This is a genomic window from Nitrospiraceae bacterium, from assembly GCA_021373015.1.
Lineage (GTDB): Bacteria > Nitrospirota > Thermodesulfovibrionia > Thermodesulfovibrionales > UBA1546 > JAJFTJ01.
This window is the reverse complement of the sequence record JAJFTJ010000008.1, coordinates 1-20,568: the sequence shown is the minus strand read 5'-3', so window position 1 is coordinate 20,568 and position 20,568 is coordinate 1. Positions and strand designations below refer to the sequence as shown.

Annotated in this window: 23 protein-coding genes and 1 tRNA gene; 6 read left to right on the top strand and 18 right to left on the bottom strand. The window is 40.4% G+C overall.

The annotated features are described in order from the left end of the window. Positions 1-64: 64 nt before the first annotated feature. The 3 genes from LLF28_05025 to hisC form a co-directional block, all read right to left on the bottom strand. Entirely contained in the window at positions 65-730 is a 666-nt protein-coding gene (locus LLF28_05025; GenBank protein ID MCE5194808.1) for an HAD-IA family hydrolase, read from the bottom strand. 242 nt (positions 731-972) lie between these two features. After that, a complete protein-coding gene (hisB, locus tag LLF28_05020; protein MCE5194807.1) occupies positions 973-1,560 on the bottom strand; it encodes an imidazoleglycerol-phosphate dehydratase HisB in 588 nt (195 codons plus the stop codon). Continuing rightward, a complete protein-coding gene (gene hisC / locus LLF28_05015) occupies positions 1,557-2,585 on the bottom strand; it encodes a histidinol-phosphate transaminase (protein MCE5194806.1) in 1,029 nt (342 codons plus the stop codon). The genes hisB and hisC overlap by 4 nt, the downstream gene beginning before the upstream one ends. A 79-nt stretch (positions 2,586-2,664) precedes the next feature. Between hisC and LLF28_05010 the strand changes: the two genes are divergently transcribed. The 4 genes from LLF28_05010 to LLF28_04995 all read left to right on the top strand — a co-directional run bounded on the left by LLF28_05010 (position 2,665) and on the right by LLF28_04995 (position 4,666). Continuing rightward, positions 2,665-2,907, top strand: a complete 243-nt coding sequence (locus tag LLF28_05010) for a hypothetical protein (protein ID MCE5194805.1) — start codon at positions 2,665-2,667, stop codon at positions 2,905-2,907. Further along, on the top strand, positions 2,904-3,110 hold the full coding sequence (locus LLF28_05005; GenBank protein ID MCE5194804.1) for a DUF2283 domain-containing protein: 207 nt from the start codon (positions 2,904-2,906) through the stop codon (positions 3,108-3,110). The genes LLF28_05010 and LLF28_05005 overlap by 4 nt, the downstream gene beginning before the upstream one ends. 90 nt (positions 3,111-3,200) lie before the next feature. Further along, positions 3,201-3,893 carry a hypothetical protein gene (locus LLF28_05000; GenBank protein MCE5194803.1) on the top strand — a complete coding sequence of 231 codons (693 nt, stop codon included), beginning with the start codon at positions 3,201-3,203 and terminating at the stop codon, positions 3,891-3,893. 65 nt (positions 3,894-3,958) lie between these two features. Then, positions 3,959-4,666, top strand: a complete 708-nt coding sequence (locus LLF28_04995) for a hypothetical protein (GenBank protein MCE5194802.1) — start codon at positions 3,959-3,961, stop codon at positions 4,664-4,666. 118 nt (positions 4,667-4,784) lie between these two features. Here LLF28_04995 and hisG read toward each other — a convergent pair whose 3' ends face one another. Beyond that, positions 4,785-5,660: an ATP phosphoribosyltransferase gene (gene hisG / locus LLF28_04990; GenBank protein ID MCE5194801.1), complete on the bottom strand. Its 876-nt coding sequence runs from the start codon at positions 5,658-5,660 to the stop codon at positions 4,785-4,787. Between the two features lie 100 nt (positions 5,661-5,760). Here hisG and LLF28_04985 point away from each other — a divergent pair, with 100 nt between their 5' ends. Beyond that, positions 5,761-6,381 (top strand): phosphoribosylanthranilate isomerase, encoded by a 621-nt coding sequence (locus LLF28_04985; GenBank protein MCE5194800.1) that lies wholly within the window; start codon positions 5,761-5,763, stop codon positions 6,379-6,381. Positions 6,382-6,416: 35 nt separating this feature from the next. Here the strand turns inward: LLF28_04985 and LLF28_04980 are convergent, their stop codons facing one another. Together LLF28_04980 and queF are read right to left on the bottom strand one after the other, a co-directional pair. Beyond that, the gene (locus tag LLF28_04980; GenBank protein ID MCE5194799.1) at positions 6,417-6,566 is read right to left on the bottom strand and encodes a hypothetical protein; all 150 of its coding nucleotides are present in this window, start codon (positions 6,564-6,566) and stop codon (positions 6,417-6,419) included. A 21-nt stretch (positions 6,567-6,587) separates the two neighbouring features. After that, a complete protein-coding gene (gene queF / locus LLF28_04975; GenBank protein ID MCE5194798.1) occupies positions 6,588-6,959 on the bottom strand; it encodes a preQ(1) synthase in 372 nt (123 codons plus the stop codon). Positions 6,960-7,154: 195 nt separating this feature from the next. Between queF and rho the strand changes: the two genes are divergently transcribed. Then, positions 7,155-8,405, top strand: coding sequence for a transcription termination factor Rho (gene rho / locus LLF28_04970; GenBank protein MCE5194797.1), 1,251 nt, complete (start codon positions 7,155-7,157; stop codon positions 8,403-8,405). Between the two features lie 7 nt (positions 8,406-8,412). On the opposite strand, the gene LLF28_04965 is transcribed toward rho, so the two are convergent. The 12 genes from LLF28_04965 to tuf form a co-directional block, all read right to left on the bottom strand. Further along, positions 8,413-8,871 (bottom strand): Mut7-C RNAse domain-containing protein, encoded by a 459-nt coding sequence (locus LLF28_04965; protein MCE5194796.1) that lies wholly within the window; start codon positions 8,869-8,871, stop codon positions 8,413-8,415. Positions 8,872-8,953: 82 nt separating this feature from the next. After that, positions 8,954-13,072 (bottom strand): DNA-directed RNA polymerase subunit beta', encoded by a 4,119-nt coding sequence (gene rpoC, locus LLF28_04960; protein MCE5194795.1) that lies wholly within the window; start codon positions 13,070-13,072, stop codon positions 8,954-8,956. 1 nt (position 13,073) lies between these two features. Next, entirely contained in the window at positions 13,074-17,009 is a 3,936-nt protein-coding gene (rpoB, locus tag LLF28_04955) for a DNA-directed RNA polymerase subunit beta (protein ID MCE5194794.1), read from the bottom strand. Positions 17,010-17,094: 85 nt separating this feature from the next. Then, entirely contained in the window at positions 17,095-17,478 is a 384-nt protein-coding gene (gene rplL / locus LLF28_04950) for a 50S ribosomal protein L7/L12 (GenBank protein ID MCE5194793.1), read from the bottom strand. 38 nt (positions 17,479-17,516) lie between these two features. Further along, positions 17,517-18,065, bottom strand: a complete 549-nt coding sequence (gene rplJ, locus LLF28_04945) for a 50S ribosomal protein L10 (GenBank protein ID MCE5194792.1) — start codon at positions 18,063-18,065, stop codon at positions 17,517-17,519. Between the two features lie 146 nt (positions 18,066-18,211). Further along, entirely contained in the window at positions 18,212-18,901 is a 690-nt protein-coding gene (rplA, locus tag LLF28_04940) for a 50S ribosomal protein L1 (protein MCE5194791.1), read from the bottom strand. Positions 18,902-18,927: 26 nt separating this feature from the next. Beyond that, positions 18,928-19,356, bottom strand: a complete 429-nt coding sequence (gene rplK / locus LLF28_04935) for a 50S ribosomal protein L11 (GenBank protein ID MCE5194790.1) — start codon at positions 19,354-19,356, stop codon at positions 18,928-18,930. A 54-nt stretch (positions 19,357-19,410) separates the two neighbouring features. Beyond that, on the bottom strand, positions 19,411-19,941 hold the full coding sequence (gene nusG, locus LLF28_04930; GenBank protein MCE5194789.1) for a transcription termination/antitermination protein NusG: 531 nt from the start codon (positions 19,939-19,941) through the stop codon (positions 19,411-19,413). Between the two features lie 8 nt (positions 19,942-19,949). After that, positions 19,950-20,132, bottom strand: a complete 183-nt coding sequence (gene secE, locus LLF28_04925) for a preprotein translocase subunit SecE (protein MCE5194788.1) — start codon at positions 20,130-20,132, stop codon at positions 19,950-19,952. Positions 20,133-20,167: 35 nt separating this feature from the next. Further along, positions 20,168-20,243: transfer RNA gene (locus LLF28_04920), tRNA-Trp, on the bottom strand. Between the two features lie 4 nt (positions 20,244-20,247). Continuing rightward, on the bottom strand, positions 20,248-20,400 hold the full coding sequence (rpmG, locus tag LLF28_04915) for a 50S ribosomal protein L33 (GenBank protein MCE5194787.1): 153 nt from the start codon (positions 20,398-20,400) through the stop codon (positions 20,248-20,250). 27 nt (positions 20,401-20,427) lie between these two features. Further along, positions 20,428-20,568, bottom strand: a 141-nt coding sequence (gene tuf, locus LLF28_04910; GenBank protein MCE5194786.1) for an elongation factor Tu, incomplete at its 5' end; no start/stop codon positions are given.

Here is a 20,568-nt window from a genome sequence, read left to right as displayed (position 1 = left end):
ATTATAGGCGTTAAACGCAAGATGGGATAGTGCTAGGTAATATTATTACCCTTTAATTACAAAACTACTTCATCAATTCATTAAAATCAAATATATGCAAAAAATTGTCAGAAAGCTTGGATTGGTTTTTTGAATTTGCTTTTGCCTTGTGAAGAATGTATTTTATCCCGTACTTAGCTGCTGTTTCCAATACCTCCAGCGTATCATCAATAAAAAGCGTCTCGTCCTTAGTAAAACCAAGATGCTTTTCTGCATTCTCCCAGAACTCCAGCATTTCCTTTGGATATCCCATATCAAACGATGTGATAACTTTGTCGAAATATTTCCCAATCTCTGTTTTCTTAAGCTTGAGGTCAAGAACTTTATAATGTGCATTGGTTGCAAGAAATATCTTCTTTTTTTGTTTTCTGAGCATACAAAGAAAGTCTTCGACACGAGGATGAACTTCTATCAAGTGTCTTATCTGCTCCTTTAATGCAGGGATATCAAGGGCAAGCTCTTTTGACCAGAAATCTATATCAGTCCAGTTTAAAGTTCCTTCATGATGCTTATATTTTTTTAGAAGCTCTTTTTTTGCCCTGCCAAAGGTCATAGTGTTCTTCTCAGCATATTTCTCAGGCACAAGATGCTCCCAGAAATAATCGTCAAAATACTTATCAAGCAGTGTGCCGTCCATATCAAGAAGCACGTATTTGATCTCATTCAATGGAATTTTAGAGTGCAATAACATTATTTCTCCTAAATGACAGGATATAGTATTTGAGCGGCATCAGAGATTTTTCGGTAACAGTTCTTAGTGAAATGAAGCGACCACATCCTCAACTGTTTGAAACCGAAGGTCAAGTTTCGAGGATGTAGCGCAATGAACTTTAGAACTGTCGAAAAATATCGTAGCAAGCAAGAGCCAGTCATGTTTTTTTCTGAGCGAGAATGCTGTATCCCATCTAATTAAATCACACATATCTTGAATTCTTACATCAGCCCTTTTGTTGTAGGCAAGCCTTTTACTTTTTTATTCATCGAGACTGCCTCTCCAAGCGCTTTTCCGAGTCCTTTAAAAATCGCTTCAATAATGTGATGCTCATTTCTGCCGTATGGCACATTCACATGGAGCGTGAGATTCCCGTTGCTTACGAATGCCTGAAGAAAATCCTGCACAAGGTCAGGATCGAAATTTCTTATCTTTGTTTTTTTAGGAAGCTTCACATTATAAACAAGATATGGCCTTCCGCTGATGTCAAGACTTATCTCAGCCAACGCCTCATCCATTGGCACAGATGCCTTGCCGTAACGTGTTATCCCTTTCATATTGCCAAGCGCGTCTTTTAATGCCTTGCCGAAAACTATTCCTATATCTTCTACAGTGTGGTGATAGTCAATGTCTGTATCGCCTTTAGCCTTGAGCTTCATATCAATCAAGCCGTGTTTGCACATCAAAGAAAGCATATGATCGAAAAACGGGATGGATGTGTTTATTGCGTAATTCCCCTTGCCCTCAAGAATAATTTCCAGAGATATATCCGTTTCTTTTGTCTTTCTCTTAATCAATGCCTTTCTCATCGTAGCTCCTTTATAAGTGCATTCAGAAAAATATCGTTTTCCTCTTTTGTCCCTACTGTCACTCTCAGACATCCATCAACAACGCCTTTCATATTCTTTACAAGAATGCCTTTTTTCAAAAGAATATTATAGATTTTATCAGAATTCTTTGTTTTAAATAATATAAAATTTGCCTCTGATGGATATGGCTTAATATTTCTAATCTTAGACAGCTCATCCATGAGTCTGTCTCTTTCTGAAATAATCGCCTTTATAAAAAAATTTAATTTATTTTTATTTTTAAGAGCATGTATTGCAATTGCCTGAGAAAAAGAGTTCACATTAAAAGGCAGTCTGATTTTATTTATAACCGAGATTATTTCAGAATCTGCTATCATAAAACCTACTCTCAACCCTGCCATTCCTATTTTGCTCACAGTGCGTAGTATTACCATGTTCTTATAATCCTTAAGCAATGGCAGAAAACCTTTTTCACTTGCAAAAGGCTGATATGCTTCATCAATAACAACAATGCCTTTTGAAGCATCGATTATCTTTAAAATCCTGTCTGCTGAAAAGCAATTGCCTGTTGGATTATTCGGAGTGCTCAGGAAAATCAGCCTTGGATTTTGTTTTTTAATTACTGATAAAATTTTATCTATATCAAGATCAAACTCTTCATCAAGAGGAACAGCGATATTTTTTTGAGCAAGCACCTGAGAAATTATGCCATACATTGAAAATGTTGGCGTAGGATATAAAACAGGACCACCAAATGTTGTAATTAGATAATAGATAAGCTCGTCAGAGCCATTTCCAATAAGCAGATTCTCAGGCTTTACTCCGAGATTTTTTGAAATGATTTTTTTCAGCTCCCTTGCCTCTGGGTCAGGATAGCGGTTGGTTTTTATTTTTAAGACAGAGCTGTCAATTTTTAATCCGAAAGGGCTCTCGTTTGCATCAAGCTTAACCCTGCATGAAATTTCCTTTGCAATATATGCATTCAGAGACAACACATTGGGGTTGGCGAGTTTTTTGATATTCATGATGAGAAATTATAACATCTGTCCTGTACATTTTTCTTGACACACGCATTAAAAAGCTAAAAGATGATAAGATACATCCATGAAATGTACGCAATATTTTTTGTTCATCAGGCAGCGACCAGACAGGGCAATTATTAAAGAAGAATGGATATTGGATACCATCAGAAAACCCGTGAAAACAGAAATGCAGAGCGATGGAAGAATAAGGAAATGGAGATTTATTGAAGAAGCAAGGAAGTATTTAAGGGTAATCCTTTTAGAGGATGGAGAGACCGTTCATAATGTTTTCTTTGATAGAAACTTTAAGGAGGAAGAAAAATGAAAATCAGGTATTTCTCGGATACGGATACAGCATTGATTGAGTTTGCAAATGTGCCTGTCGTTGAGACAAAAGAAGTATCAGAAAACCTTTACATTGACATGGATGAAAAAGGCAATCTTGTAAGCATGACTATTGAGCATGCGAAGGAAAAGGCAGGTATTTCAGAAGTATCTTTCTTGCAAATGGAAAAAACAAGCGCCTAACGAATTATTCGTGCACATTGCGAATAGCTACCGCATAATTCAGTAGTTAGCTAAAAATTATTGATAATTATTTTAATGTTGGAGATGGTAGTGGCTTCAAATAAGCTGACATACAAAGATGACAAAATTACTTGGTATCCTGCGCCAATAAGCAGACTCGAAGAGCACTTGTGTGTTGTCCTGGTACCTTGCCATCACTTACCCCCAAGTGTTTTAAATCCAACTAGCAAGAACATAGCTTACAATTTACAATATATCGAATTTCTTGATAGGCTAATAAAAGACATCAAACTGAGTTCGGTATTATGGACTCAAAATATTAAATCATTCATAATCCACTCTGCCGCTGTGATTGAATCTATTTTCCATTACGTTGTTATCAGTACTGGGCACGCAAATGTGATAGAATGGAAATCATGTAACAAATTCAAAAGTAACCCCTATGAAATTAATGGCAGCGCGCTCCTGTGCGAGACAGAAATCTTTATTAAGTCAGAAGATCTAAATATTGCTGATATGACATTTGATCAACTGGCTAAAAAAGTCGAGTCGCATAAGCTTCTTGGCAACGTAAATGACTTATACAAAGAGATAAGCAAAATAAGAAAGTTGCGTAATAAAATACATCTCTATGGCGTTGAGCACCCAACAGATACGGATTTTATGACCTTCGGAAAATCTGAATATGAATTAACGAGGCGGGTTTTACTTGGCGTGCTTGTTTGCCCTCTTTTTGACAGAAGTAAATGTCGTAACTATTTTGACTATTTAAAAATAAGCTAACCCGTCGCTAGAGCCGATCGCAGCCCGCGGGGCTCAGCCCGGCATTAAGTGTGAGACTATAAGACATGGATAAACGCAAAACTTTAAAAAAACTAGAACAGTTGCACGAACAAGTCAACCACCAAAGAAGGTTTAAATCAAAAGATGATTTTCTGGTCTGGGCTGCAAAAGTTGAACCGCTTCTGTCATTTAACGTTGCATATCAAGATCGATTTCGTGTCGATTTGAATATGATTCATACCAACCTGTCTTCTCAGACTGCTGAGCCTCTGGCTAATCGGATGAGAACGACACTGCTCCAAGCTATCGAGCAGCTAAAGCACGAATTGGACACGACTGATCAGCCCCAGGGAATTAAGATAGCAACATCATCAAAGGAATACATCCATCCAGAGAGAATAAAAGAGCTGCGGGGAGTTGCATCTGACAAATACGATTTGTGTAAACTGCTGAAGCTGTGCGAAGAGCTAAACGCTGCCTATTTGAATAACAGCGTTCTTTCTATCATTTTGCTTACTCGAACTCTTATAGATCATGTCCCTCCTATTTTTGACTGCAGAACCTTCAATGAGGTCGTTAATAACTATCAAGGAACGAAGTCATTTAAGGAAAGCATGGGGAAATTGAATTCTTCTAGTAGAACAATTGCAGACCAACATTTACATACACCGGTTAGAAAAAGCGAATCTGTTCCTACAATGAATCAAGTTGACTTTTCTAATGATATAGATGTTTTACTCGCGGAAGTTTACAGAATATCAAAACGACCATGAGTCTTAACCACGCCGTCGAGAGAAACGCTGAGACCCGCGTTCCTCATGGCGGCGTTCCAATACAAACATCTGGGGTGAAGGTAGATTCAAAAAAAAGTCTTAGTCCTCATCATCCACTCTACGGAATCACCTTATTCAACTGATACTCCACTATAGCTTCTGCTCCTGCCATCTTGAGCTTGGGAATAATATCACGCACAGTCTTCTCGTCAATGATAACCTCAAGCGCATACCATCCCTTATCAGTCAACTGTGAGATCGTTGGAGAGTGCATTGATGAAAGAAGACTCATCACGCGCTTGAATGATCTTTCAGATACATTCATCTTTAGCCCTACTCTCTCCTCAGCAGTGAGAGCGCCTTTTAAAAGCATCGCAATATTATTCATCTTCTGTTTTTTCCAAGAATCCTGCCATGCCTTTTTATTGGCAATGAACCTTGTGCTGGATTGAAGAATAGTCTCTACAATCCTAAGATTATTTGCCCTGAGAGAAGAACCTGTTTCTGTTAGTTCGACTATCGCATCACAAAGGTGCGGAGGCTTAACCTCTGTTGCGCCCCATGAAAAATCAACAGATGCTTTTATTCCTTTTGATTTAAGATATCTCTTTGTGAAACCTACCAGTTCTGTTGAAATCCTCTTGTTGTTCAGGTCTTTCAGTTTCTTTATCTTGGAATCATTAGGAACAGCAATAACCCATTTTACAGGCCTCAACCCTTCCTTTGCATAATTCAGCTCAACGATTTCATGCACATCGGCATTCTGCTCCATTATCCAGTCCTTGCCTGTAAGTCCGCAGTCAAGTATCCCGTCTTGAACATACTTTGACATTTCCTGCGCCCTTATGAGCATTGCCTCAATCTCAATGTCATCAACACTCGGATAATAAGAACGCGATGAGACTGAGATGCTATATCCAGCCTTTTTGAACAGTTTTAATGTTGATTCTTGAAGGCTTCCCTTTGGAAGACCGAGTTTTAAAATTTTACTCATGACATTTTCCCTCTCAATTCATTTATTTAAAACATATAATACACAACACCATGGTAATTATTCAAATTCAGGAAACAGCTCTTGTGCTATAATCTGCATTATGGTCAGGGTTAAGATTTGCGGTATAACCAATCTTGATGATGCCCTTGCAGCAGTGGACTTTGGAGCTGATGCGCTTGGATTTGTTTTTTTCAAAAAAAGCCCGAGATGTATAACTCCGTCGAATGCAAAGAAAATAATAAAAAAACTCCCTCCTTTTATCACAACTGTTGGACTGTTTGTTAATGAAGGCAGAGACAAAATGGAAACAATTTCTAAGCTTGCAGGCTTAAACGCGATACAGCTGCACGGCAATGAAACTTCGTCAGCATGCAATATAAAAGGCTGCAAGATAATAAAAGCCATACGAATAGAATCAATTTCAAACCTTGAACTGATAACAAAATATAAAGACAAGGTCTCTGCCATTTTACTTGACACCTACTCTTCTGCAAAATTTGGCGGAACAGGAAAGATATTTAACTGGGATATTGCTTTAGAGGCAAAAAAATTCGGCAGGATCATCCTTGCAGGCGGTCTGAATCCTGAAAACATTTCAGAGGCTGTGAATTATGTGCAACCTTATGCTGTGGATGTGAGCAGCGGAGTCGAGGCAGAAAAAGGCAGAAAAGATCATAAGAAGATGAAGATGTTTATTGAAAGAGCAAAAAGAAACCTCTAAACAGTCTGTAGTCGAGAAATATATTTAACGGTTTATTAAATAGTCCAAAAAGATTTCCTGCGGTCTTTCCCAGATCTTCTTTCTTTGCCGACCCTGCGTTCAGGTCCCTTGTAGCTTGGGTCATTGGATTTCCTGCGGTCATCTCCTGATCTCTGATTGCCTTCAGTCTTGCGTTTATTCCCCATAATCAAGCCTCCTGTGATTTATTAGTCGTCTTCTTTAGAACAGACTCTTATCACTGTTTTAACATTTCCGCGCGGATTGAAATCACCTATTACTTCGAGAAATCTCGGGTTAAGTCTGTTTTCAATCTCAGAATAAATCTTGTTTGTAACTTCTTCATGCGATATGTGAGTGTCTCTGTATGAATTGAGGTATAGTTTCAGGGCTTTTAATTCTAGAATTTTTTTATTAGGAATATATATGATTTTTATATTTGCAAAATCAGGATATCCTGAGCGCGGGCAGAGACAGGTGAATTCAGGAAAATTTATGTTTATCTCGTAATCCCTCTCAGGAGTTGGATTGGCCCATGTTTCCAGTTTTGCTTTCGTGACAGCTTTTTCCCCGTATCGCATACAGAGAAATTTAACATGCAGCTATTGACAAAAGCAACTTTGTTTTTGTAAGATTTAGCATCGATCAATCTCTTACTGATTAAACCTTCCCAGGATAGAGTCAAAAAACCGCAAAGTCGGTAATGACCTACCGGGTAATAAAAATAATAAAAACCGCAATAAATCCCATATTAGGAGTGTAGGATGGACAACAATATTTCAATATCAGAACTAAAGGACAAAACCATTGATGAGCTTACTACTGTAGCAAAAGGACTTAATGTCGAAGGCGCAACAGGGTTGAGAAAGCAGGATCTAATTTTTGCAATACTTCAGGCACAAACAGAAAAAACAGGAAATGTATTCGGAGAAGGCGTGCTTGAGATACTGCCTGATGGATTCGGGTTTCTCAGGTCTTCTGACTACAGTTATCTTCCCGGTCCTGATGATATATATGTATCTCCGTCCCAGATCAGGCGATTTAATCTAAGAACAGGAGATCTTGTCTCCGGGCAGATAAGACCCCCTAAAGAGAGCGAAAGATATTTTGCTCTGTTAAAAGTTGAGGCCGTTAATCATGAATCTCCAGAAGACAGCATTAACAGAACGCTGTTTGATAATCTCATCCCTTATTATCCAACTGAAAGGATAAAACTGGAATATGATGCTAATGATTATTCTACAAGGGTTATGGAATTTATAACTCCTGTCGGCAAAGGCCAAAGAGGCATGATCGTTGCCGCACCCAGAACCGGCAAAACAATGCTCCTGCAGTCAATTGCAAAGGGCATAAAGAAAAACCATCGTGAAATACATCTTATAATTTTACTTATAGATGAGCGTCCTGAGGAAGTTACAGACTGGAAAAGGCAGGTTCCGGGAGCAGAGATAATCAGCTCAACATTTGATGAGCCGCCACAGAGGCATTGTCAGGTATCTGAGATGGTTATTGAAAGGGCAAAGCGACTTGTAGAGAGCAAGAGAGATGTGGTTGTTCTTCTCGACAGCATAACAAGACTGGCAAGGGCTCATAATGCTATCATGCCTACAAGCGGAAAAGTATTATCAGGAGGACTTGATTCAAATGCGCTACAAAAGCCAAAAAGATTTTTTGGAGCTGCAAGAAACATAGAAAACGGCGGAAGTATAACCATACTCGCAACTGCGCTTGTCGACACAGGAAGCAGAATGGATGACGTTATATTTGAAGAATTCAAAGGCACAGGAAATATGGAACTTCACCTTGACAGAAAACTTGTTGAGAAGAGAATATTCCCGACGATTGACATCAATGCATCCGGCACAAGAAAAGAAGAACTTCTTGTTGATAAGGATGTTCTTAACAAAATGTGGATTCTAAGAAAAGTTCTTAATCCTCTCAGCACTGTTGAGAGCATGGAATTTTTGCTTGGCAAGCTCACAGGCACAAAGAGCAATAAGGACTTTCTTGACCTGATGAATACTTAGTCTCCGGTTACTTATTTTTTTTAATAAGGCTCAGCGCTGTTTCCCTGAACCTCTTGATATGCGAGCCTTCCCAGTATATACTGCTGCAAATATCGCATCTCTGAAATTTATTGCACTCAACATATATGTGCTCAGGGATTTCTGCTCTTATGCTGTCTTTATCATTAACTACAATTAGAATTCCATTGCACTTGACACATCTTGAGGACCCCAAATCTGCAAATCCGTAAACATTAAGCACCTCTGAAAACTGATCTTTTGTGTTGTTAGATTTGATAAAAAGATAATTGCTAAAGTTCCTTCTTTTTAAAAAATGTGTGTCTCTTGTGAGAATTATCCTGTTTTCTTGTTTTGAAATTCTTAGCAGAGTATTGTCATCAATGTCAGAGAAGTAAAATACATCAAAGCCTATAAGCCTCAGCCATTTTGCAAGACGGCCCAGCATTGAATCAGCTATAAACTTCATAATTATTATTATTTTACTAAAACAAAAAAAGGATTCAAGGCTTAGCCTTGAATCCTTTTAATATATTTACCTATCGTCTCAGCTATTCTTCTATTGCAGCAGGTGTTTCAGAAGAGAATAGAGGCTTCTGCGGTTCTCTTTCCACAAATGTGTTGTAGTATTTTTCAATGCCAGTACCGCCAGGAATAATTCTTCCCATTATCACATTCTCTTTCAGTCCTCTGAGATCATCAATCAAGCCGTTGATCGCTGCCTCTGTGAGAACTCTTGTTGTCTCCTGGAAGGATGCTGCTGACACAAAACTCTCTGTTGTAAGAGATGCCTTTGTGATACCAAGAAGCAGCGGTTTTCCCTGAGCAGGCTTCTTGCCTTTTGCCTTCACCCTGGCATTTTCTTCCTTGAACGCCACTCTATCAACCTGTTCGCCAATAAGGAATATGGTGTCTCCCGGATCTTCGATCCTTACCTTCTTCATCATCTGTCTTACAATGACCTCGATGTGTTTGTCATTTATCGTAACACCCTGGAGCCTGTAAACCTTCTGTACCTCATCGACTAGATATCTCTGAAGTTCCTTTGGCCCAAGTATATCAAGAATACTGTGCGGGTTAACAGCGCCGTCCATTAATGGTTCGCCAGCCCTTACCCAGTCACCCTCATGAACACTCACGTGCTTGCCTTTTGGTATGAGGTATTCTCTGGACTCAGTGCTTCCTCTAACAACAATAACGCGCATACCTTTATGTGCGCCTCTGAACTCAACCATACCATCAATCTCTGTTACGATTGCCTGTTCCTTAGGACGTCTTGCCTCAAAAAGTTCTGCAACTCTTGGCAGACCGCCTGTTATGTCCTTTGTCTTGCTTGTTTCCCTAGGCATCTTTGCAAGGATATCTCCTGGTGCAACAATACTGTTTTTCTCAACCACAATATGAGCGCCTGCTGGAAGCAGATATCTTGCCAGATTGTTTGTGCTTGGGATTTTTAGAGTTGCCTTGCCGTGTTCGTCCTTGATCGAGAGTCTTGGTCTCATGTTTGTCGGATAATCAATAATAACCTTGTGTGAAAGACCTGTCACCTCATCAACTTCTTCTTTAACAGTTACATTTTCTACTATATCTCCAAAGGCGATTTTACCGCCGACCTCAGTCAAAATTGGATTTGAGTATGGATCCCACTCAACTATCCTTTGACCAATATCAACTTTCTGCCCATTGCTTACGAGCAGTTTTGCACCGTAAACAATAGGATATTTTTCCTTTTCTCTTCCTTTTGCATCAACAACAGCAATGCTGCCGTTTCTGTTTATAACAACATGGAGACCTTCTCTGTTTTTAACAGTACTTATATTCAAGAACTTTATCGAACCTGAGTTCTTTGTCTCAAGGACTGTTTGTTCTACAATTTTTGAAGCAGCTCCGCCAATATGGAACGTTCTCATTGTAAGCTGTGTGCCAGGCTCGCCGATAGATTGTGCAGCTATTACACCAACAGACTCGCCAAGTCCAACAGACTCGCCTCTTGCCAAATCTCTGCCATAACATAAACCACAAGCGCCGAATTTTGACTGGCATGTAAGAACAGACTTGATCTTAATCTTATCAATACCTGCCTCAACTATTTTCAGTGTCAGTTCTTCATCTATCGGGCTGTTTTTCTTGGCAACTATATCTTTAGAAATTGGGTCTCTCAAATCCTCTGCAAGAGTCCTTCCCAAGATTCTCTCCTCTATAGGCTGTATTATCTCGCCGCCTTCTATAAGGGATGTAACTGTAATGCCGTCAGTTGTTCCGCAATCTTCTTCCATAATGATTACATCCTGAGCAACATCGACAAGTCTTCTTGTGAGATATCCTGAGTTAGCTGTCTTAAGCGCTGTATCAGCAAGACCTTTTCTTGCCCCATGTGTAGATATAAAATACTGCACTGGTGTAAGACCTTCTCTGAAGTTAGCGGTAATAGGAGTCTCGATGATCTCGCCTGAAGGTTTTGCCATAAGCCCTCTCATACCCGCCAACTGTCTCAACTGCGCTGTGCTTCCTCTTGCGCCGGAATCAGCCATCATATAGACGCTGTTGAATGATCTTCTTTCCTGAAGCTCTTCCTCAGAGAACTTTTTGCCTTCTTCAGCTCCAAGTTCTTCCATCATCTCTTCAGCTATCTTCTCAGTAACATTCGCCCATATGTCTATAACCTTGTTGTAACGTTCGCCCTGTGTTATAAAACCGTCTGCATATTGTTTCTGCACATCGATAACTTCCTGCTCAGCCTCTTTAATAAGTTCAGGCTTTTTGGAAGGTATATGCATATCAACCATTGATATCGATATCCCTGATTTTGTAGCATACTTAAAACCAAGCTTTTCAAGATTATCAAGGAATACAACTGTTGCTCTCTTTCCAGCCTTTATATAGGCAAACTCGATTATCCTGGCAAGCTCTTTCTTCGTAAGCTCTTTATTTATTGCCGCAAAAGATATTACATCAGGAACTATCTCACTGAACAATACTCTTCCGGATGTTGTATCAACATACTTCCCGTCAATTTTGAATTTTATGGCTGCATGCTCATCAAGCATTCCAGAATCGTATGCAATTCTGACATCTTCCACATCTCTGAATACCTTGCCTTCGCCCTTTACACCTTTTCTTGCTTTTGTCAGATAATATATTCCCAAAACCATATCCTGTGTAGGGACAACTATCGGCTTCCCGTTTGCAGGCGAAAGTATATTATTGACAGACATCATGAGCACCCTTGCCTCTATCTGCGCCTCTATCGACAACGGCACATGAACAGCCATCTGGTCACCGTCAAAATCAGCGTTGAAAGCAGTACATACCAGAGGATGAAGCTTGATAGCCTTGCCCTCAACAAGCACTGGATCAAATGCCTGTATGCCAAGTCTGTGAAGGGTTGGAGCACGGTTCAGGAGAACAGGATGTTCTTTTATAACTTCTTCAAGTGCATCCCATACCTCTGGGATTTCCTTCTCAACCAATTTTTTTGCTGCTTTTATTGTTGTTGCAAAATTCTTTTCCTCAAGTTTATTGAATATCATCGGCTTGAATAGTTCCAAAGCCATTCTCTTTGGAATACCGCACTGGTGAAGATTAAGTTCAGGACCTACGACAATAACTGACCTGCCTGAATAATCAACACGCTTACCAAGCAGGTTCTGCCTGAAACGGCCCTGCTTTCCTTTTATCATATCGCTCAAAGATTTGAGCGGTCTTTTTGTTGAACTCTTCAGAACTCTGCTTCTTCTTCCATTATCGAACAAAGCATCAACTGCTTCCTGGAGCATTCTCTTTTCGTTCTTTATAATTACGCTTGGCGCCTTGAGCTCCATAAGTCTCTTTAATCTGTTGTTCCTGTTTATGACCCTTCTGTAAAGATCATTGAGGTCAGATGTTGCAAACCTTCCGCCCTCAAGCGGGACAAGCGGTCTGAGATCAGGAGGAAGAACAGGAATAACATCCATTATCATCCACTCTGGTTTGTTTCCAGAACTTCTGAATGCCTCTACAACCTTCAGCCTCTTAGTGAGTTTCTTTTTTATCCCAATAGAGGATGCGTTTTTTATTTTTGTTTTTAATTCTTTGCTGAGAACATCGAGATCAACCCTTCTGAGGAGCTCTCTTATTGCCTCAGCTCCCATACCTGCCTTGAACCTTGGTCCAAATTCAGCAGTCTTTTTCTTATAATCTTCTTCTGAAAGAAGCTCCTTATCCTTGAGATTGGTATCGCCTTTGTCAATAACAACATTGCTCTCAAAGTAGAGAACCTTTTCAAGGTGTCTCATGGTCATATCAAGCAGAGTTCCTATTCTGCTCGGCACACCTTTGAGGAACCATATATGGGCTACTGGAGTTGCAAGCTCTATATGTCCAAGTCTGTGTCTTCTGACCTTTGCCTGGATAACTTCAACGCCGCACTTATCACAGACAACTCCTCTGTGCTTCATCCTCTTGTATTTTCCGCATATACATTCCCAGTCCTTCATAGGACCGAAAATTTTTGCACAGAAGAGGCCGTCTCTCTCAGGTTTGAATGTACGGTAGTTTATTGTCTCTGGTTTTTTTACCTCTCCATACGACCATTCTCTGATTTTCTCAGGAGAAGCAAGTTTTACCCTTATTGCCTTAAAATCCGTAGGATTCTTTGGTCTCTGAAAAACTGTATAGGTTTCCTCTGCCAATCTAGTCCACCTTTTCCTTTCTCTCTAAGAGCTCTACATCAAGCGCCAAGCTCTGGAGTTCTTTTATTAAAACATGGAAAGACTCAGGAACACCTGGTTCCAAAGTCGCATCACCTTTAACTATTGCTTCATACATTCGTGTCCTTCCCGTTACATCATCGCTCTTGACAGTTAGGAACTCCTGTAAAGTATATGCAGCGCCATAAGCCTCAAGCGCCCAAACTTCCATCTCCCCAAGTCTCTGTCCTCCAAACTGAGCCTTACCTCCAAGCGGCTGCTGTGTGACAAGCGAATATGGTCCGATCGAACGTGCATGCATCTTATCATCAACAAGATGATGAAGTTTTAACATATACATCTGTCCTACTGTAACAGGTCTGTCAAAAGGCTCGCCTGTCCTTCCATCACTCAGCATTATCTGTCCAGTTGAAGGAAGATTTGCTTTCTTCAGGAGTTCTTTAATCTCGTTTTCATTTGCTCCTTCAAATACTGGCGTTGCAACATGAAGACCTAATGCCTTTGCAGCCCAGCCAAGATGGGTTTCGAGAACCTGCCCCACATTCATTCTTGATGGAACCCCGAGAGGATTTAAAACAACATCTACAGGTGTTCCATCAGGAAGATAAGGCATATCCTCTTCAGGCATAACCATAGAAACAACACCTTTGTTCCCGTGTCTTCCTGCCATTTTGTCGCCGATCTGAAGTTTGCGTTTCATTGCAATGTAAACCTTAACTACTTTGCTTACACCAGGCTGAAGCTCGTCGCCTCTTTTTACTCTGTCAACACTCTGGTCATAGCGCGATTCAAGATAATGAATATGCTGTGTTGTTTCTTCATCTACAGCCCTTATTTTATCTATTACATCGCTGTCTGCTATCTTTATATTCATAAGGTGCTCATTTTTGACTCTCTCAAGCTGAGAATCTGTAAGCTTCTTCCCTTTATGACATATAACTTCTTTTGTCTTTGAATCCTTGACATCCTCCATAACCTTTTGATCAATGAGAAGCTCTCTGATCCTTTTTGCCTTGTCTTCTTTTGCAATTCGGACTTCTTCTTCAAGATCTCGTTGAAGTCTAAGGATGTCATCGTCTTCTATGCTCTTTGCCCTTACATCTTTCTCTGAACCTTTCTTTGAAAAGACTCTTGCATCAACGATTGTTCCCTCTATCCCAGGCGGAACATAAAGACAGTTTTCCTTTACATCCTCGGCCTTTTCCCCAAATATTGCGCGAAGGAGTTTTTCTTCAGGCGTGAGTTGGGTTTCACCTTTAGGAGTTACTTTTCCGACAAGCATATCTCCGGGTTTTACTTCAGCTCCGATTCTTATAATTCCACTGTCATCCAGATCCTTCAGGGCTTCTTCGCCGACATTCGGGATGTCCCTTGTAATTTCCTCGGGACCAAGCTTTGTTTCTCTAGCTTCTACTTCAAATTCTTCTATATGAACTGATGTGAATACATCTTCTTTTACAATTCTTTCGCTTATGAGTATAGCATCCTCAAAGTTGTAACCTCCCCATGGCATGAATGCTACAAGAATATTTTTGCCGAGTGCGAGTTCTCCTCTATCAGTACATGGTCCGTCTGCAAGCACATCACCTTTACCAACCTTGTCGCCGACATTAACAACAGGTTTTTGGTTTATGCATGTGGCCTGATTCGATCTTTGAAATTTTATTAAATTGTATATGTCAACGCCTCCGCCTTCCACCATACTCTTTACAACAATTCTGGTTGCATCTATGCTCTCAATAATGCCTGCCCTTTTTGCCAGTACAAGCGCGCCTGAATCCCTTGCAGCAACATGTTCCATTCCTGTTCCTACAATAGGCGCCTCTGAACAAAGCAACGGCACTGCCTGACGCTGCATGTTAGAGCCCATCAGTGCTCTGTTAGCATCGTCATTTTCTAGAAATGGCACAAGAGCTGCTGACACACCCACTATCTGCTTTGGAGACACATCCATATAATGAACTTCCTGCGGAGTAACCATTCTGAAGTCTCCGCCAACTCTTGCAGAAACTGTCTCCCCGACAATTTTCCCGTCTTTATCTAAATGAGTCGTTGCCTCAGCAATGATATATTTTTCCCCATCGATTGCAGACAACAGATCAACCTGTCCCGTAACCTTTCCGTTAACAACCTTTCTATATGGAACCTCTATGAAACCAAAGTCATTAACCCTTGCATATGATGCAAGTGATGTTATAAGCCCGATGTTCGGACCTTCTGGAGTCTCAACTGGACATATTCTGCCGTAATGCGTTGGATGAACATCTCTGACCTCGAAACCAGCTCTTTCTCTTGTCAGTCCTCCTGGACCTAAAGCAGAAAGTCTTCTCTTGTGTGTAATCTCAGACAAAGGATTAGTCTGATCCATGAACTGACTTAATTGGCTTGTGCCGAAAAACTCCTTTACTGCAGCCATCACAGGTTTTGCATTTATCAGGTCATGCGGCATTGCCTTATCAAGTTCAGCAAGCGACATCTTCTCTTTAATCGTTCTTTCCATTCTTACAAGTCCGATTCTGAACTGATTCTCAAGAAGCTCGCCTACTCCTCTTATTCTTCTGTTACCAAGATGATCTATGTCATCAACCTCGCCCTTACCTGTTCTTAATGAAAGCAGATAACGAACAATTTCGATAATATCCTTATCTGTGAGCACTCGTGTTTCAAGCGGCACATCAAGATCAAGTCTTTTGTTGAGTTTAAGTCTTCCAACCGGAGAAAGGTCGTATCTCTTTGGATCAAAGAAAAGACCGCTAAACAATTCTCTGGCAGCATTTACTGTAGGGGGCTCTCCTGGCCTAAGTTTTCTGTAAACCTCTACCAATCCCTCTTCCTGAGTATTAATTTTATCTGTGAGAAGTGTATCTCTTAGTGAAGGTAGATAATTTACATTATCAATAAACAGAAGAGACAAAGTCTCAATTTTTGCAGCAAGTATTTTTTTGAATATATCCTCGGTTATGACCTCATTGCCTTCCAGTATTATCTCACCCGTATCAGGGTCAACAATATCAGTGAGGGTAACTCTTTCTACTATCTCGTTCTGAGCTATAGGGATCTCTTTTATATTTGAAGCCTCCATTTTCTTGATGGCGGCTTTTGTGATTTTGCTTCCTTCTTTTACTATCAATTCCTTTGTTTTTGGAACAATAATATTCTGAGTAGATTTAATACCAGCAAGGGTTTCACTAACCAATCTCGTGAAGCTGCCTTTAGCAAGCTTTATCGTCTCGATAGGATAGAAAATCTTAAGCAAATCTTCATTCTTGTATCCAAGAGCCTTCAACACTATAGTTGCCGGCAGTCTCTTTCTCCTGTCAATCCTGACATAAAGAATGTCTTTTGTATCAAATTCAAAATCCAGCCATGAACCCCTTGATGGAATTACACGGGCTGAATAAAGAACCTTGCCGCTGACATGGGTTTTGCCCTTATCATGGCTGAAGAATACTCCCGGAGAACGATGAAGCTGACTGACGATTACACGCTCTGTACCATTAATAACAAACGTGCCTGTGTCTGTCATCAGCGGTATTTCGCCGATGTATACCTCCTGCTCTCTTGATTCCCTGAGTCTTTTGTTCTTGCTCCCCTCAGGTATCTCATATAGATTGAGTTTTACCTTTATCTTAAGCGGAGCAGAATGTGTTACTCCCTTTTGAAGACAGTCCCTTACATTGAACTTGGGCTCTTTTAACATGTAGTAAAGAAAATCAAGTGTCGCTGTCTCATTGTAATCAACAATAGGGAAAACATTCATGAGAGCTGACTGCAACCCGAAATTTTCCCTCTTCTCTGGCTGTACATCCTTTTGCAAAAATTTCTCGAATGAGCTCTTCTGTATCTCTATCAGGTTTGGTACTTCCAGAAAAGGAGGAACCTTCCCAAAATTTAGCCTTTCTCTAAGAACCCTTGCCATATTTCTCCTTCTTCCAACTAAAAATAAATTAAGGCTTAAGGGCCATGTTGATTTTTATCATGGCCCTAACACCCCTTTAGATTAATTATTTTATGTCTATTTTTGCGCCCTGTTCTTCGAGCTTTGCCTTCATAGACTCTGCTTCTTCCTTAGATACACCTGTCTTAATTGCCTTAGGTGCACCCTCAACGACATCCTTTGCTTCTTTAAGACCGAGACCTGTAAGTTCTCTAACAACTTTAATCACCTGAATCTTCTTGTCTCCTGCTGAAGAGAGAATTACATCAAAGCTTGATTTCTCTTCCGCTGCCGGTGCTGCTCCTCCAGCTGCCGGCGCTGCTGCCATTGCAACTGGCGCTGCTGCTGTAACTCCATATCTCTCTTCAAATTCCTTTATAAACTTTGACATGTCTAATACTGTCATATTATCGAAAAACTCGAAAACCTGTTCTCTTGTTACTCCTGCCATTATTAAATAACCTCCTGGTATATTTTTAAACCTTAAAACTAATTGCTTTTTTTGTTCTTTAATGCTTCAGCTGCATAAGCAAATGTTGCAATTGTAGCATTTAGGGTGCCGGCCATCTTGCTTAGCGGCGCTTGAAGAACTCCGGCAAGCATACTCAACAGAATCTCTCTTGGCGGCAGCGCTGCTAACGACTTTATCTCCTGCACATTGCAGAACATCCCTTCGACCACTCCACCGCTTATCTTAAGCTTCTCATTTTTTTTGGAGTACTCGAGGACTCTCTTTGCAACCTGAACAGGATCTGAATAACCGATTGCAACACCTACAGTACCCTTAAACAAATCATTTGCCGGAGAGATAGACGTAGTGCTCGCAGCTGATTTTGCAAGAGTATTCTTGACAACTTTATACTCTATGTCTGCACCGCGCAGGTTCTTCCTGAATTCAAAGAGTTCAGCTACAGTAAGGCCTTTATAATCAGTGAATACAACCGCCTTTGCCTTGCTGAATTTATCTTTGAGATCTGCTATAAGGTTTGCTTTTTCTGCCCTTTTCAGTTTCTCCTCCTTTCCCAGAGACCGAGTCAAGCAACTTTACCATTGCGTGACTACGAGGAAAGTGTCTCGGCAGGCTGGCTTTTTTACCGATTAAAGCCCGGTTAATGTTTTCCGGACTGCCCGCTGTCTCTGACTTTAGTTTTAAATTTTATTTTTAAAATTTCTATTTTACAAAACTACTTTACTGTCATGCTTCCAACATCTATCTTTAAGCCAGGCCCCATTGTAGATGAGACAGATATCTTTTTGAGATATTTACCCTTGCTTGTTGCAGGCTTGGACTTAACAATAGAATCAATAATGACCGTTGCATTCTCTACAAGCTTTTGCTTGTCGAATGATACCTTTCCAATAGAAACATGTATTATTCCGGCCTTCTCAGTCTTGTATTCAACCTTGCCTGATTTGAGCTCTTTTACGGCCTTTCCAACATCGAATGTAACAGTGCCAAGCTTTGGGTTTGGCATCAGGCCTCTTGGTCCTAAAACCTTTCCAAGTTTTCCAACAAGCCCCATTATCTCAGGAGTGGCAACCACCTTGTCAAAATCAAGCCATCCCTTCTGAACCTTATCAACAAAATCCTCAGCTCCGACAAAATCTGCGCCTGCATCTCTTGCCTCTTTTTCTTTTTCTCCCTTTGCAAACACAAGAACCTTTACTTTCTTCCCTGTGCCGTGCGGAAGCACAACTGCGCCTCTTATCATCTGGTCAGTCTTTTTTGCATCAATTCCCAGATTTATTGCAATATCAACACCCTCGTCAAATTTGGTAAATTTAGCATCTTTTACAATGCCAATTGCCTCTTCAAGAGAGTATTCTTTTTCTCTTTCTACTTTTTCTCTAGCCGCTGTTATTTTTTTAGCCATTTTATATTCCCCCAATTACTATATCTTTAATCAGTGACATCCACTCCCATGCTTCTTGCAGTGCCGCGTATAATCTTTGCTGCCTGCTCAAGGGAGCTTGCATTGAGGTCAGGTAGTTTTGTGCGGGCTATATCCAAGACCTGTGCAGAAGTCAATTTGCCAACCTTATCCTTATTTGGAACACCTGAACCTTTAATAATGCCTGCTGCCTTCTTAATAAGTTCAGATGCAGGCGGAGTTTTTGTTATAAAGGTGAATGACCTGTCTGAATATATTGTGAGAACGACAGGAATAATAGTATCACCCAATGCCTGTGTCTGCGCATTAAATTGTTTGCAAAACTCCATAATATTGATACCATGCGGACCAAGCGCCGGACCTACAGGCGGAGCAGGATTTGCTTTTCCTGCTGATATCTGAAGCTTTACCAGCGCACTTACATCTTTCTTAGCCATTTATACCTCCAAAATTATTAAATCCAATATTTATAAAAACTACAAATTTATTATCTATGCCTTTTCCACTTGGAAAAAATTCAGCTCAACAGGCGTCTGTCTGCCGAATATGCTGACCATAACGTGAAGCCTTCCATGATCCATATCAACATCTTCAACATATCCAGTAAAATTGGAGAATGGTCCATCTATTATTCTTACGCTTTCATTCTTCTGATATTGGGTCTTGACCTGAACAGCATGACCCTTTTCCATCTGCTGCAATATGACTTCTATCTCTTCATTAGAAAGTGCAACTGGTTTTGAGCCTCCCACAAATCCTGTTACTCTTGGACTCTTTCTTATAAGATGCCAAGTCTCATCATCAAGCTCCATCTCCACCAATATATAACCAGGATAGAATTTTTTATCACTCTCTCTTTTTTTCTTACTGCTGCCGCGGAGCTCGACTACTTTCTCTGTTGGAACAAGTATCCTTGATATCCTTTCTTCAAGATTCAGCTTCTTGGCCATATCTTCTATAGACTGTCTGACCTTTTCCTCAGAGCCAGAATATGTGTGAATTACATACCAGCTTTTTTCCATTTCTCTCCTTACCTCAATAACCTGCTGACAAATTTTGCGAGACCAAGATCAACAATGCCCAAGAATACCGAAATAACTATGACTGTAATTATGACCACCCATGTAGAACCCTTAAGTTCCTCCCAGCTTGGGTAGGTAACCTTTCTTATCTCTACATTCACTTCTTTAAAAAATTCTCTCAGCTTCTGCATCTCTTGCCTCTTTTCTATCCTCTTTAATAGTTATATGGCAGGCCAGGAGGGATTTGAACCCCCAACCCCCGGATTTGGAGTCCGACGCTCTGCCGTTAGAGCTACTGGCCTTTTCCTATGCCTTAGTCTCCTTGTGCAGTGTGTGCTTTCTGCAATGCCTGCAATATTTTTTCAGCTGCAATTTCTCAGTTGTGTTTTTTTTGTTCTTCATGCTCGAATAGTTTCTATTCTTGCAATCACCGCACTGAAAAAGAATTATCTCACGCATTTCTTATCTCCCTGCCTCCATTACTTTTTATGCAATCACCTCAGTTACGACTCCAGCGCCCACTGTACGTCCGCCTTCTCTTATTGCAAACCTCAGTTCTTTTTCCATGGCTATCGGCGCTATTAACTCTACTGTTATTGTTACGTTGTCTCCAGGCATTACCATCTC

Excerpts from the sequence above, each read along its gene's own strand:
- LLF28_05010 (MCE5194805.1), top strand. The coding sequence starts at position 2,665 with ATGAAATGTACGCAATATTTTTTGTTCATCAGGCAGCGACCAGACAGG.
- secE (MCE5194788.1), bottom strand. The coding sequence starts at position 20,132 with ATGCAGAAGCTGAGAGAATTTTTTAAAGAAGTGAATGTAGAGATAAGA.
- LLF28_05005 (MCE5194804.1), top strand. The coding sequence starts at position 2,904 with ATGAAAATCAGGTATTTCTCGGATACGGATACAGCATTGATTGAGTTT.
- hisB (MCE5194807.1), bottom strand. The coding sequence starts at position 1,560 with ATGAGAAAGGCATTGATTAAGAGAAAGACAAAAGAAACGGATATATCT.
- rplA (MCE5194791.1), bottom strand. The coding sequence starts at position 18,901 with ATGGCTAAAAAAATAACAGCGGCTAGAGAAAAAGTAGAAAGAGAAAAA.
- LLF28_04980 (MCE5194799.1), bottom strand. The coding sequence starts at position 6,566 with ATGGGGAATAAACGCAAGACTGAAGGCAATCAGAGATCAGGAGATGAC.
- rpoB (MCE5194794.1), bottom strand. The coding sequence starts at position 17,009 with ATGGCAAGGGTTCTTAGAGAAAGGCTAAATTTTGGGAAGGTTCCTCCT.
- hisC (MCE5194806.1), bottom strand. The coding sequence starts at position 2,585 with ATGAATATCAAAAAACTCGCCAACCCCAATGTGTTGTCTCTGAATGCA.
- LLF28_05025 (MCE5194808.1), bottom strand. The coding sequence starts at position 730 with ATGTTATTGCACTCTAAAATTCCATTGAATGAGATCAAATACGTGCTT.
- LLF28_04965 (MCE5194796.1), bottom strand. The coding sequence starts at position 8,871 with ATGAAGTTTATAGCTGATTCAATGCTGGGCCGTCTTGCAAAATGGCTG.
- LLF28_04995 (MCE5194802.1), top strand. The coding sequence starts at position 3,959 with ATGGATAAACGCAAAACTTTAAAAAAACTAGAACAGTTGCACGAACAA.
- LLF28_04985 (MCE5194800.1), top strand. The coding sequence starts at position 5,761 with ATGGTCAGGGTTAAGATTTGCGGTATAACCAATCTTGATGATGCCCTT.
- queF (MCE5194798.1), bottom strand. The coding sequence starts at position 6,959 with ATGCGATACGGGGAAAAAGCTGTCACGAAAGCAAAACTGGAAACATGG.
- hisG (MCE5194801.1), bottom strand. The coding sequence starts at position 5,660 with ATGAGTAAAATTTTAAAACTCGGTCTTCCAAAGGGAAGCCTTCAAGAA.
- rplL (MCE5194793.1), bottom strand. The coding sequence starts at position 17,478 with ATGGCAGGAGTAACAAGAGAACAGGTTTTCGAGTTTTTCGATAATATG.
- nusG (MCE5194789.1), bottom strand. The coding sequence starts at position 19,941 with ATGGAAAAAAGCTGGTATGTAATTCACACATATTCTGGCTCTGAGGAA.
- rpmG (MCE5194787.1), bottom strand. The coding sequence starts at position 20,400 with ATGCGTGAGATAATTCTTTTTCAGTGCGGTGATTGCAAGAATAGAAAC.
- rplK (MCE5194790.1), bottom strand. The coding sequence starts at position 19,356 with ATGGCTAAGAAAGATGTAAGTGCGCTGGTAAAGCTTCAGATATCAGCA.